Raw genomic sequence first — 11,751 nt, 5'->3', positions numbered from 1 at the left:
GCGCGACCGGCCCGCGCGACCAGCCACCGCGCACGCACCAGCGCCCGCGCACCTCCGTGACCCGTCACGCCCACCGCATCGCGTACACACCGGCCAGCGCATCCGCGGTCGGGAGGGACAGGACCGTCCGGAGCAGCGCCTCCCGTCCGGCCGCCCCCACCCTGCCGAACGGACGGCCGAACGGACGTCCGAGCGCCATGTTCACCTCCGCCTGCCGCGCCGCCCGCCGCGCGACCGCCTGCCGCCGCCGCGCGTACTCCGGCCACGGGCCGGCGCTGCCCGAGGCGACCGCCTCCGCGAGGAGCGGCGCGAGCTCGGCCGCGTCGAGCCACCCGAGGTTCATGCCCTGCCCGCCGATCGGGCTGATCTCGTGCGCCGCGTCCCCGGCGAGGACGACCCGGCCGACGCCGACCCGCTCGGCCTCCCGGCGTCGGACACCGAACCCGCTGCGCATGCTGCAGGACGTCGGGTCCGGCCGGACACCGGTGCGTGCCGCCACGATCGCCGCGAGGTCCGCGGCACTCGGCGACGGATCGTCCGAGGACGCCAGGAGCACGACGTACCGACGACGGTCGCCGGGCAACGGGAAGGACTCCACCACGCCGGCCGGTCCGACGTCGACGAGCGCGTCCTTCCGGGCAGCGGGGTCCTCGACGTCGGCGAAGTCCCCCATCGCGTAGCGGTCCGGGTAGTCGCGACCGGTGGTGGCGATGCCGAGCAGGTCCCGCACGGTGCTCCGCGAGCCGTCCGCCCCGATGACGAACCGGGCCCGCACGGCCACCGCGCCGTCGGGGCCGGTCCCGACCGCGTCGACGTGGTCCGGGTGCCGCTCGAGCGCCGAGAGCACCGTGCCGGTCCGGAGCGCGTCCGGCGCTGCCGCGGCGAGACGCTCCCGCAGCAGGGCCTCGGTCCGGTGCTGGTCGAGCGTCGCGACGTACGGGTGCGTGGCCGACGCGTTGTCGAACGTCAGGGCGCCGAGCTCCCGGCCACGGCTGCGCGCGACCCCGCGGCGGACCCGGACGGCCTCGGCGAGGACCGGCCCGTCCAGCCCGATCGCGGCGAACGCGTCGAGGGACGGCGGGTGGATCCCGATCGCGCGGGACCCGGTCGGTGCCCCCTCGCGCCGTTCCCACACCACGACCTCGAGCCCGCGGGCCGCGAGGAGCGCCGCGGCGAAGAGGCCGACGGGCCCACCGCCGACGACGAGGACGTCGACGCGCTCCGTGGTCACGGCCCGAGCCTACGGACGGTCGACGCAGCGCCCGCCCAGCCGATCGGCGCCCCGGGGTCATCCGCTCGACCGAAGCGCTCCGCCGGGGCCGTCCGCGATGCTGGGGTCGTGCCCTTCACCGTCAGCCACGCGGTCGTCGCCCTGGCCGCCCGCCGCACCCCGCTGCCCGTCGCGGCGGTCGCCGTCGGAGCCATGGCGCCGGACGCCGTCCTGTTCGCGCCGTTCCTGCCGCCCTACGTCGTGGCGCACTCGTGGGTGGGCGTGGTGACGATCGACCTGGTGGTCGCGCTGGTCGTCCTCGTGGCCTGGTGGTACCTGGTGCGGCCGGCGTGGGCGGAGGCCGTGCCGGGCGTGCGCGAGCGGCTTCCGGCGAGCTGGTCGGCCCCTCCGCGTGCCGGGGACCGGCCGGTCCGCCGGGCGATCGCGGTCGTCGTCGCCTGTCTCGTCGGGAGCGTGACGCACGTCGTGTGGGACGCGTTCTCGCACCAGGCCGGGTGGGCGGTGCAGGCGATCCCGTTCCTCCGCGAGGGCCCGGCGGCCTACCCGGTCTGGGCCGGCGTGCAGGACGGTTCGAGCGTGCTCGGGTTGCTCGGGCTCGTCGTCGCGGCCGTGGTGTGGTGGCGACGGAGCACGCCGCGTCGGATGCCACCGGTCGCTCGGTGGGAGGCCGTGGTCGTGGTGGCCACGGGCGCGATCGTCGTCCTCGCCGTGCTCGGGATGGTCGGTCGGGTGCTCCTCGGCGGCGGTGGCGTCGCCGGGATCGTCACCGAGCTCGCCTTCCGGTTGCCGGTGGTCGTCGCGCTGGTGCTCGTGGTCGGCGCCGTCGGACTGCTGGTCGGACGCCCCCGTCGCACCCGCTGACGCGGACCCCGGAGGCGCGGTGCGGCCGCCGTCGGTCGTCTCGCGTCCGGCAGACCGCGGGTCGGGAGGCGCGGTGCACGCGCCGTCGGTCGTCGCGCGTCCGGCAGACCGTGGGTCGGGAGGCGCGGTGCGGGGCCGACCCGCGCCGCCCGTCCGTCAGGCGGTCGCGTCCGCCGTCTCGCGAGCGGACCGGTCCGCGGCGACCAACCGTCGGGCCTCACGGAACCGCTTCCGCAGCCGCTCGACCGGCACCTCGACCGCGTAGGCCGCCCCGACCGCGACCAGCAGGGCCGCCCCCACCAGCCACACCTTGCCCCACGCCCCGATCGCGAACGTGCCGAGCAGCGCGATGACCACGGGGTGCCAGAGGTACGCCGAGTACGACACGCGACGACCGAACCACGACACGGGCGTCCACGCGAGCGCGGCCGACAGCGGGGACCGCACCGACACCAGGCCGCCGATGAGCAGCGCCGAGATCAGCCCGGTCACCGGGAGCACGACGCCGAACGACCAGGCGTGCTGCGTCCAGTCGTCGTCGATCCAGAACTGCACCGCGGCGAGCAGCCCGATGCCGAGCCAGGTGCCGACGTGTCCGGCGATCCCGGCGGCCCACGTCCGGAAGCGCTCGTCGTCGAGGAGCAGTGCGAGCAGGCACCCGGTCGCCAGCGGCACGACGCCGAGCACGGGGGAGAAGTACACGTCCGGGGTCGCGCCGCTGTTCGGCGTCCGGTAGCTCAGCCACGACGCCGCTGCGGCACCGACGATCACGACGCCGAGCCCGGTCATCAGCCAGCGCCGACGCGACCGCAGTGCGAACAGGAGCACGAGGACGGGCGGCCAGACGAGGTAGAACTGCTCCTCCATCGACAGGCTCCACGTGTGCGCGAAGACGCCCTGCGTGGTGTCCCAGTACGAGCGGAAGAGGTTGCCGGTGTAGCTCAGCGCGATGAACGCCGCCTCGCCGGGGGAGAACGAGGCGCCCTTGTAGTCGCCGACCCAGTTCCACAGCGCGAGGCCGACGATGACGAGCGCGAGCAGTGCCGGGTAGAGGCGGAGGAGCCGCTTCGTCCAGAACGAGCCGAGCCGGATGCGCCCGGTGCGGCGGTGCTCGCCGAGGAGCAGCGTCGAGATGAGGAACCCGGAGAGCACGAAGAACACCGTCACGCCGATGAACCCGCCCTCGAACTGCGGCACGTGCAGGTGGTAGAGGATCACGATGAGGATCGCGACCGTCCGGAGCCCGTCGAGCGCCGGAGCACGGTTCGTGAGCGGCGGCGGGGGCGTCGGTCGTGCGTGCCTGCCGTCGGTGTCGGCCGGTGCGGATGTCGTGCGGGTCCGCTCCGGCGAGGTCGTGGTGATGGCCACGGACGCCTCCTGCGCGATGCTGTCGATGGGGTCACGGGCCGTCGGGCCGTGACCGGATCGTTACATGATGCTCGCGGAAGGTAAGAGCCGTCTCAACGACCGGGGTGCACCAGGGTCGTCAGGGCGTCGAGCCGTTCGTGGGCGATGGTGGCGAACGGGCGGTCCTCGTCGTCGGCGATCCACTGCGCGAACGACAGGTGGAACACGGTGACGGCGGTCTCGGCGGCGATGGTCGCGGCGGGCTCCGGGACGCCGCGGTCGCGCAGGACCTCACCCAGTCGGACCTTCAGGGTCGCGAGCTTCCCGAGCTCCCGTTCGCCGAGTGCGGGGTTGCCGTCGATGATGCCCTGGCGTGCGCGCGACCACGGGCGGCGCTCGTCGGGGAAGAACGCGCCGCTGGCGTCGAGCGCGAGCCGGACGAGGTCGAAGGGCGGGGTGCCGGCCGATGCTGCCTCGATCGGGGTGGTGAACATGCCGAGGAAGTCGTCCTGCCCGGCGAACAGCACTTCACGCTTGTCGGCGAAGTGTCGGAAGAAGGTGCGCTCGGTGACCTCGGCCGCGGCGGCGATCTCGGCGACCGTCGTCTCGTCGTACCCCTGCTCCGCGAAGAGCTGCAGGGCAGTGGCCTGCAGTCGCTCACGGGTCCCGGGTTGCCATCTCGCCATGTCCGCAGTCTACTGATGACAGCGACTGACATCGAGTGCTACGGTGATGTCAGTTCATGACATCACCGCCGTGGACACCTGCGAAGGGAAAGCACATGCACGTGTTCGTCACCGGGGCCTCCGGATGGATCGGCTCCCACACCGTCGACGAGCTCCTCGCCGCCGGACACACCGTCACCGGCCTCGCCCGCTCCGACTCGTCGGCCGCCGCGCTCGAGGCGAAGGGCGTCGCCGTCGTCCGCGGTGACCTCGACGACCTCGACGCCATCCGCCGCGGGGCCGCCGCGTCCGAGGGGGTCCTGCACCTCGCGAACAAGCACGACTGGGCGAACCCGGCCGCCACGAACGCCAGCGAACGCGCCGCGGTCGAGACCATCGGCGAGGCACTCGTCGGCACCGACCGGCCGTTCGTCGTCGCCTCGGGCGTCGCCGGACTCGCACAGGGCCGGCCCTCGACCGAGGCGGACCCCAGCCCGTTCGTCGGCGGGGACAGCATGCGCGGCGGCAGCGAGAACCGCGGGTTCGACTTCGTCGACCAGGGCGTGCGCACCATCGCGGCCCGCTTCAGCCCGACCACACACGGCACCGGCGACCACGGGTTCATCGCCGCGATCGTCGCCGCCGCCCAGGAGCGGGGCGAGTCCGGCTACGTCGGCGACGGCACCAACAGCTGGGCGGCCGTGCACGTCACGGACGCCGCGCGGCTCGTCCGGCTCGGCCTCGAGCACGCACCCGCGGGCACGAAGCTGCACGCCGTCGCCGAGACCGCGATCCCGACCCGGGCGATCGCCGAGGCCATCGGCGACGCCCTCGGGCTGCCCGTGACCTCGATCGATCCGCAGGACGCGCTGTCGCACTTCGGGTTCATCGGGCAGTTCTTCGGCATGGAGATGTCGGCGACGTCCGAGGCGACGCGCGAGCTCCTCGGCTGGGAGCCCACCGGGCCGGGGCTGCTCGAGGACATCGCCGCCGGCGCCTACTCCGACGTGCGGGTGGCGTAGCGCGACCCACCGCCGGCCTGGAGGCGCGTGGCGGCCCCGCCTCGCGCCTCCAGGCCGTCGCCGGTCCGGACCACCGCCGCCGGTCCGGACCACCGCGCACTTGGTGAGCAGAAATGGTCGGGTCCCGTCTCCGGACCCGACCATTTCTGCTCACCAAGTGGGCGCGCGGCGCGCGCGGGGCGCGCCCGCGGGGCGCGGCGCCCGCGCGCGCCTACTCCGCCTTCTGCATCTGCCAGGGCTCGGGCTCGCGGTCGCCGTTCGGCCGCACGGGCCGGACGTCGCCGACGATCGGGATCGCCCGCTTCCGCATGAACCAGAGGTACCGCACGAAGAAGTGCGACAGCGTCGACAGCCGGTTGCCGTTGCCGAGCAGCGACGCGATGTGCACGGCCACCCACGCCGCCCAGGCCACTGGCCCGACCATCGTGATGCCCCCACGGAGTTGGGCCACCGCGGCGTTCGTGCCGATCGTCGCCATCGTGCCCTTGTCGAAGTACTTGAAGTGCTCGGTCGGCTTGCCCGCCATGAGCCGCACGATCTGCCGCGCCGAGTGACGACCACCCTGCAGCGCCGGCTGGGCGAGCTGCGCGAGGGCGTCGTCCTGCGCGGCGATGTCACCGGCGGAGAAGATCCGCTCGACGCCCTTCACGCTGAGGTCGTCGTTCACCTGGATGCGTCCGCCGTGGGTCTGCGGCATGCCCCAGCCGGAGACCTCCTTGTGCGCGGCCACACCGGTCGCCCAGATGACCTGCGACGCCGGGATGAACTCGCCCTCGGCCGTCATCACACCGTCGGGCTTGACCTCGGAGACGCCGGTGTTGAGGCGCAGGACGACACCGCGCTTGCGGAGGACCTTGGCCGCGTAGCGACGCAGCCGCGGGGCGAACGGCTTGAGGAGCTCGCCGCTGCGGTGCACGAGGGTGATCGAGATGTTGCCGCGCTCGATCTCGGGGTACGCGCCGACGAGGGCCTGGTCGCGGAGTTCGGCGAGCGCACCGGCCATCTCCACGCCGGTCGCGCCACCGCCCACGATGACGATCTTGATCTCGTCGGGGCCCTGGTTGGCTGCGGCTTCCTCGAGGCGGGTGAACAGCTCGTCGCGGATGCGGAGCGCCTGCGAGCGGGAGTACATCGAGTAGGCGTACTCGTACGCGCCGGGCGTGCCGAAGTAGCTCGTGTTCACGCCGTTCGCGAGGATCAGCCAGTCGTAGTGCAGGTGCTCGCCGTCGGACATCTCGGCGACCCGCTCGACCGGGTCGATGCCGGTGAGCAGCCCGTGCCGGAACTCGGCGTTGCTCTGCTTCGCGCGGAGGCTCCGGAGGAAGTACGTCACGTCGCCGGCGTTCAGCCCACCGGTCGCCACCTGGTACATGAGCGGCTGGAACATGTTGTAGACGTGGCGGTCGACCAGGGTGACCCGCACCGGTGCGTCGGCGAGCTCGCGCATGGCCGCGACACCGGCGAATCCACCGCCGACGATGACGACGTGCGGGCGGGTGTCCTGGGGCATGCTGACTCCGGCTTCCTCGGATGGTGAGATGGTCACCACCGAGGGTACGCGCGGTTCGGACAGTCGTTCGACGGCGTGGAGGCGCGGTGCGCCTCCGTCAGGCGTCGAGCCGCGCGTAGGTGCTCACGACGTTGCCCTTGCTCGTCACGGTGCTGTCGACCAAGCGCAGGCGCGTGGGAGGGTCGGTCGGCTCGAAGAGCCTGCGGCCCGAGCCGGCGATCGCTGGGTGCACCATGAGCTGCAGTTCGTCGAGGACCCCCGCGAACAACAGGCTGCGGACGAGGGTGACGCTGCCGCACACCGCGATGTCGGCGCCGTCCCGCTGCTGCAGCCCGCGGACGAACTCCGGGACGTCGCCCGTGATCCGGGTGCTGTTCTCCCACGCCAGGTCGTCGCCGAGCGTGGTGGACGCCACGTGCTTCTCGATCGGGTTGATCCACTGGCCGAAGGGGTCGTCGGGGTGGGCGGGCCACCACTCGGACCACTCCAGGTAGCTGTTCCTGCCGAGGAGGACGGTGTCGGTGCGGGCCATGAACGCGCCCATGCCCGCACCGAGCTCGTCGTCGAAGGAGTCGTACTGGAAGGTGTACGGGTCCTGCACGACGCCGTCGACCGACGTGAAGAGTCCAGCGGTGACCTTGCGCATGGTCGGAGCGTAGCCCTCAGCTGTTCGCGGAGGAACCGCTCGTGTCCGATCCGGTGCCGGTGCCGGTGCCGGTGCCGGTGCCGGTCCCGGTCCCGCCCTGCGTGCCGTTGCCCGGGAACTGTCCGGTGCCGCCGCCGGGGAACTGGTTCGTGCCGCCGTTCGTACCCGGCACCTGCGTCGTGGACTGGCTCGTGCCGCCGCCGATCGCGTGTCCGATGGCGAAGCCGATGCCGCCACCGACCAGCAGCGCCGCGAGGCCGACCCCGACGGCCAGCACCTGCCAGAACCACGGCGGTCGCGGGCCGCGCCCGCGCCCGCGCCGGGGCGTCGCCGCGGAGCCGTACCAGGGCGTCGCGCCGTTCGGGGCGCCCGGGTTCCACGAGCCCGCGGAGGGTGCCGGTGTCGCGTACGGGTGCTCGGGCGCCGGCGCCGGGGCGTCGAGCGTCGCGGTCGAGGTGGGCGTCGGTGCGGCGCCCCAGCCGGCCGGGCTGGCGGGGTACGGCGTGGTGGGCTGGTGGGCTGCGGGGTCCACGTCGTCGCGGGACTCGCGGGACTCGGGGTTCACGGGGGTGCGCTCGGTCATGAGGACGAGTACAGACCGGTCGCCTATGTGCGGGCGATGACGACGCTGGTGCGTCACTGTGCACAGCGCCGTCCGCGTAACCTCGCATCGTGCGCGCGAGAGTCGAGACCGTCCGGATCGACGGGCTCCCCGTGCGCCTGCACACCCTCGCGCCGGCCGGCAGGGTGCACGACGCCCTCGCCCCGACGGTCGTGCTCGTGCACGGCATCGGGATGTCGCACCGGTCGTTCGCGCGGTCGCAGCGGGCCCTCGCCGCGACGCACCGGACCGTGAGCGTCGACCTGCCGGGCTTCGGCGGGCTCCCGGCGGCCGGCCGGCGCCTCACCATGACGGAACTCGGGGACCTCGTCGTCCGCACCGTGCGGTCCCGCGGGGCCGGGGACCTCCTGCTCGTCGGGCAGTCGATGGGGACGCAGGTCGTCGCCGAGGCGGCCCGTCGGCACCCGGACGTCGTCGCCTCGGTCGTGCTCGTCGGTCCGGTCATCGCCGCCGGTCGTCGCCGACTGCTCACGCAGGCGCTCGACCTCGGGCGGGACGGCTTCGTCGAGGGCGCCCGGATGAACGCCGTCCTCGTGACCGACTACCTGCGGAGCGTGCGGCAGTACGTGCCGGAACTCCGACCGATGCTCCGCTACCGCCTCGAGGACACCGTCGCCGAGCTCGCGCAGCCGGTGCTCGTCGTCCGTGGCACCGAGGACCCGATCGCACGCCACGACTGGTCCGCCCGGGTCGCCGCCACCGCCCCGCGCGGCGCGTTCGTCGAGCTGCCGGGGCCGCACCACGTGCAGGAGCGCCAGCCGGTGGCGTTCGCGCGGCTCGTGGGGGAGTTCCGCCGCGCGCAGACCCTCGAGGGGCTGCGGTGACCGAGGCGACCACGTCGGGGACGGACGGGACGCGCACGGACCGCACCGCGCCTCCCGTCCACGTCTCCCTGCTCCGCCGCACCCGGTGGGCCGTCCTCGACTGGTGGTACGCGATCCGCTGGCAGGTGCGGAGCCTCGGGCCGACGACCGCCGACGACTACCGGAGCGGCGACGGCCAGCCCGTCGTCGTCGTGCCCGGCGTCTACGAGACCTGGCACTTCATGCGTCCGCTCATGGACGCCCTGCACGACCGCGGACACCCCGTGCACGTGCTGCCGGTGCTGCGGCACAACCTGCGACCGGTGCCGGAGTCCGCGGCGGAGGTGCTGGCGTACCTCGACGAGCACGACCTCCGCGACGTCCTGCTCGTCGCGCACAGCAAGGGCGGGCTGATCGGGAAGTACGCGATGACGCGCCTCGACGACCACGCGCGGATCGACCGCATGGTGGCGGTGTCGACGCCGTTCGCGGGCTCCGGGTACGCGCGGCTCGCACCCGTCCGGCACCTGCGGGCGTTCCGGTCGAGCGACCCGGTGCTCGCCGGCCTCGCACGGGAGCTCGACGCGAACGCCCGGATCACCAGCGTGTACGGCGTCTTCGACACGCTCATCCCCGAGGGCAGTGCGCTCGCCGGGGCGACGAACGTGCGGGTCCCGGTCGGCGGGCACTTCCGCATCCTCGGCGACCCGCGCACGCGTGCGGCGGTGCTGGCCGCGGCGGATCCGGGCCACCCGGCCCCGGCCGACCCCCGGCCGAGCTCCGGCCCGCCCCCGGCCGAGCCCCGGCCTGGCCCGACCCCGGCCTGATCCCTAGGCGCCCGGCAGGAACAGGCAGAACGGGTGTCCGTCGGGGTCGAGCAGCACGCGGACGTCCTCCTGCGGCTGGAACGCCGCCTGACGAGCGCCGAGCCCCTCCGCCCTGGTCACCGCCGCCGGCAGGTCCTCCACCTGGAAGTCGAGGTGCAGCTGCATGCCGGGGGCGTCCTCGGTGCCGGGCCACGTGGGCGCCACGTAGGCGGGTTCGTACTGCACGGAGAGGCCCGGGCCGTCCTCGGGGCGGATGCGCGCCCAGGTCGGGTCGTCCTCGTGGACGGTCCAGCCGGTCAGCGCGCCGTAGAACCGGGCGAGCGCGAGGGGGTCCGGCGACTGCAGCACGGTGGCGGCGAGCGTCGGCATCGACGGGTCAGCAGCGGTCATGCGGCGGAGCGTACGCCGGACCCGCCCGCCCGCCCCGGTCAGCGCGTGGCCACGCTCGCGCGCTCGACGATCCGGTGCGGCACCACGACGGTCTCGGGCGGAGCCTCGCGGTCCTCGATCCGCCGGGTGAGCAGGTCGAGCGCCGCCGTCGCGAACGCCCGTCGGTCGAACGACACCGTGCTCAGCGCGGGGATCGCGTACGCGGCCCCGTCGACGTCGTCGAACCCGATCACGCTCACCTGCTCGGGGACCCGCACACCACGTGCGGCGAGGACGTGCAGCACCCCGAACGCGATCGAGTCGGTGAACGCGAACACCGCGTCGGGCAGCGGGTGCTCGTCGAGCCACGCCGCGAACGCCGACGCCGCCGCGCTGGTCGACCACGCCGGCAGCGGGACCCGCAGCTCCGGGTCCGCACCGATGCCCGCCGCCGCGAGGCCCGCGAGGTACCCGCGCTCCCGCAACTCGCTCGTCGCGGTGGCCTCGACGTCACGGGCGGCACCGACGATCGCGATCCGACGGTGGCCCCGGCCGACGAGGTACGACGTCACCTGCTCGGCCGCGGCACGGCTGTCGACGTGCACCTGGTCGACGTGCTCGGGCTCCACCTCGCCGATGACGACGGTCGGGGGCAGCCCCTCGGTCGAGGCCAGCACGCTCGCGCTGAGCGACACCGGGTTGAGGATCAGCCCGTCGACGAGGTGCGCCCGGGCACGCGAGACGAGGTCACGCTCGCGGGCGGGGTCGTTCGCGGTCTGGTCGAGCTGCACGGTCCAACCGCGCTCCCGCGACAGCTCGACGAACCACTGCGCGAGTTCGGCCGAGTACGCGCTGGCCATCTCGGGGAGCGTCAGGGCGATCGCGCCCGAGCGTCCGTTGCGCAGACCCCGGGCGGACAGGTTCGGCACGTAGTCGAGCTCGGCGAGTGCCTGCTCGACCCGTGCGCGGGTCTCCGGGCGCACCACGACGCCGCCGTTGATGACGTTGGAGACGGTCTTCGGCGACACCCCGGCGAGGGCAGCCACGTCCCGCACGGTCGCGCGCATCGCCACGAGCGTAGCGCGGCTGCGGCTCAGGGACGCACGTACCGGTGCACGTACGTGGTGTAGCCGACGGGGACGGTCGCGCTCCCGGCGGTCTCCGGATCGTCGTCGAGCACGCGCCGCACCCGGTCGAGGAGGGCGGTGCGCTCGTCCGGCGGCAGCACGATGACGTAGCTGCGGGAGGCGACCATGTCGAGGAACGCCGACCGGTCCTGCTCGTGCACCCACGGGAACCGCTCGTGCTCGACGGCGCCGCCGTCGAACGGTGCTCCGACGACCGGCGCGCTCTGGACGCTCGCCCGCGACTCGGGCTGGGACAGGATCGCGCTGATCCGGGCGGACCAGGGCCGGGTCTCGTCGCGGACGTTCCACACCAGACCGAGCACGCCGCCGGGGCGGAGGACCCGGGCCACCTCCTGCGACCCCCGCACCGGGTCGACCCAGTGCCACGCCTGCGCGAAGGTCACGGCGTCGGCGCTCCCGTCGGCCAGGGGGATCGACTCGCCGGTCCCCGCGAGCGCCCGCACGTCGGGCAGCACCGCGGTGAGCCGGTCGCGCATCGCCGGGTCCGGTTCGACGGCGACGACCTCGGCGGCGCGTCCCACGAGGCTCCGCGTGAACTTGCCGGTCCCCGCGCCGACGTCGGCGACGAGTCGGGTGTCCGCCGGCAGGAGCCAGTCGACCGCCGTGTCCGGGTACCCCGGCCGCCCGCGCTCGTAGGCGTCGGCGGCGGCTCCGAACGAGTTGGCGTACTCCTCGAGGGTCATGCGTCCAGCATGCCCCG

General features: G+C 74.0%; 13 protein-coding genes. 4 read left to right on the top strand and 9 right to left on the bottom strand.

What is annotated here, in order from left to right:
- Positions 1-64: 64 nt before the first annotated feature.
- Positions 65-1,231, bottom strand: a complete 1,167-nt coding sequence (locus tag BIV01_RS11085; RefSeq protein ID WP_071302853.1) for an FAD-dependent oxidoreductase — start codon at positions 1,229-1,231, stop codon at positions 65-67.
- Between the two features lie 108 nt (positions 1,232-1,339).
- On the opposite strand from BIV01_RS11085, the gene BIV01_RS11080 reads away from it, so the two are divergent.
- Complete coding sequence (locus BIV01_RS11080; protein WP_071302852.1) at positions 1,340-2,092, top strand: DUF4184 family protein; 753 nt, start codon at positions 1,340-1,342, stop codon at positions 2,090-2,092.
- Between the two features lie 156 nt (positions 2,093-2,248).
- Here BIV01_RS11080 and BIV01_RS11075 read toward each other — a convergent pair whose 3' ends face one another.
- Both BIV01_RS11075 and BIV01_RS11070 read right to left on the bottom strand, forming a co-directional pair.
- The gene (locus tag BIV01_RS11075) at positions 2,249-3,460 is read right to left on the bottom strand and encodes an acyltransferase family protein (RefSeq protein ID WP_071302851.1); all 1,212 of its coding nucleotides are present in this window, start codon (positions 3,458-3,460) and stop codon (positions 2,249-2,251) included.
- A gap of 92 nt (positions 3,461-3,552) precedes the next feature.
- The gene (locus BIV01_RS11070) at positions 3,553-4,125 is read right to left on the bottom strand and encodes a TetR/AcrR family transcriptional regulator (protein ID WP_071302850.1); all 573 of its coding nucleotides are present in this window, start codon (positions 4,123-4,125) and stop codon (positions 3,553-3,555) included.
- A gap of 95 nt (positions 4,126-4,220) precedes the next feature.
- Here BIV01_RS11070 and BIV01_RS11065 point away from each other — a divergent pair, with 95 nt between their 5' ends.
- Positions 4,221-5,126: an SDR family oxidoreductase gene (locus BIV01_RS11065; RefSeq protein WP_071302849.1), complete on the top strand. Its 906-nt coding sequence runs from the start codon at positions 4,221-4,223 to the stop codon at positions 5,124-5,126.
- A 211-nt stretch (positions 5,127-5,337) separates the two neighbouring features.
- Here BIV01_RS11065 and BIV01_RS11060 read toward each other — a convergent pair whose 3' ends face one another.
- The 3 genes from BIV01_RS11060 to BIV01_RS19365 form a co-directional block, all read right to left on the bottom strand.
- Complete coding sequence (locus BIV01_RS11060) at positions 5,338-6,672, bottom strand: NAD(P)/FAD-dependent oxidoreductase (RefSeq protein ID WP_229086779.1); 1,335 nt, start codon at positions 6,670-6,672, stop codon at positions 5,338-5,340.
- 61 nt (positions 6,673-6,733) lie between these two features.
- The gene (locus tag BIV01_RS11055; RefSeq protein WP_070418076.1) at positions 6,734-7,282 is read right to left on the bottom strand and encodes a dihydrofolate reductase family protein; all 549 of its coding nucleotides are present in this window, start codon (positions 7,280-7,282) and stop codon (positions 6,734-6,736) included.
- Positions 7,283-7,298: 16 nt separating this feature from the next.
- Entirely contained in the window at positions 7,299-7,865 is a 567-nt protein-coding gene (locus BIV01_RS19365; RefSeq protein WP_071302848.1) for a hypothetical protein, read from the bottom strand.
- Between the two features lie 89 nt (positions 7,866-7,954).
- On the opposite strand from BIV01_RS19365, the gene BIV01_RS11045 reads away from it, so the two are divergent.
- Together BIV01_RS11045 and BIV01_RS11040 are read left to right on the top strand one after the other, a co-directional pair.
- Complete coding sequence (locus tag BIV01_RS11045) at positions 7,955-8,728, top strand: alpha/beta fold hydrolase (RefSeq protein ID WP_071302847.1); 774 nt, start codon at positions 7,955-7,957, stop codon at positions 8,726-8,728.
- Positions 8,725-9,534: an esterase/lipase family protein gene (locus BIV01_RS11040; RefSeq protein ID WP_254791821.1), complete on the top strand. Its 810-nt coding sequence runs from the start codon at positions 8,725-8,727 to the stop codon at positions 9,532-9,534. The genes BIV01_RS11045 and BIV01_RS11040 overlap by 4 nt, the downstream gene beginning before the upstream one ends.
- Before the next feature lie 3 nt (positions 9,535-9,537).
- Here BIV01_RS11040 and BIV01_RS11035 read toward each other — a convergent pair whose 3' ends face one another.
- The 3 genes from BIV01_RS11035 to BIV01_RS11025 are packed head-to-tail and all read right to left on the bottom strand — an operon-like array spanning position 9,538 to position 11,734.
- Entirely contained in the window at positions 9,538-9,924 is a 387-nt protein-coding gene (locus BIV01_RS11035; RefSeq protein ID WP_071302846.1) for a VOC family protein, read from the bottom strand.
- 38 nt (positions 9,925-9,962) lie between these two features.
- Positions 9,963-10,970 carry a LacI family DNA-binding transcriptional regulator gene (locus BIV01_RS11030; RefSeq protein WP_071302905.1) on the bottom strand — a complete coding sequence of 336 codons (1,008 nt, stop codon included), beginning with the start codon at positions 10,968-10,970 and terminating at the stop codon, positions 9,963-9,965.
- Between the two features lie 26 nt (positions 10,971-10,996).
- Positions 10,997-11,734 (bottom strand): class I SAM-dependent methyltransferase, encoded by a 738-nt coding sequence (locus BIV01_RS11025; protein ID WP_071302845.1) that lies wholly within the window; start codon positions 11,732-11,734, stop codon positions 10,997-10,999.
- Between the last annotated feature and the right edge of the window lie 17 nt (positions 11,735-11,751).

Origin of the sequence: Curtobacterium sp. MCBA15_013, assembly GCF_001865095.1 — a bacterium.
Classification (GTDB): domain Bacteria; phylum Actinomycetota; class Actinomycetes; order Actinomycetales; family Microbacteriaceae; genus Curtobacterium.
This window is presented reverse-complemented; position numbering and strand designations above follow the sequence as displayed.

What these genes read in the sequence shown, in the direction of transcription:
- BIV01_RS11025 (WP_071302845.1), bottom strand. Translation starts at nt 11,734, where the DNA reads ATGACCCTCGAGGAGTACGCCAACTCGTTCGGAGCCGCCGCCGACGCC.
- BIV01_RS19365 (WP_071302848.1), bottom strand. Translation starts at nt 7,865, where the DNA reads ATGACCGAGCGCACCCCCGTGAACCCCGAGTCCCGCGAGTCCCGCGAC.
- BIV01_RS11030 (WP_071302905.1), bottom strand. Translation starts at nt 10,970, where the DNA reads ATGCGCGCGACCGTGCGGGACGTGGCTGCCCTCGCCGGGGTGTCGCCG.
- BIV01_RS11055 (WP_070418076.1), bottom strand. Translation starts at nt 7,282, where the DNA reads ATGCGCAAGGTCACCGCTGGACTCTTCACGTCGGTCGACGGCGTCGTG.
- BIV01_RS11070 (WP_071302850.1), bottom strand. Translation starts at nt 4,125, where the DNA reads ATGGCGAGATGGCAACCCGGGACCCGTGAGCGACTGCAGGCCACTGCC.
- BIV01_RS11065 (WP_071302849.1), top strand. Translation starts at nt 4,221, where the DNA reads ATGCACGTGTTCGTCACCGGGGCCTCCGGATGGATCGGCTCCCACACC.
- BIV01_RS11035 (WP_071302846.1), bottom strand. Translation starts at nt 9,924, where the DNA reads ATGACCGCTGCTGACCCGTCGATGCCGACGCTCGCCGCCACCGTGCTG.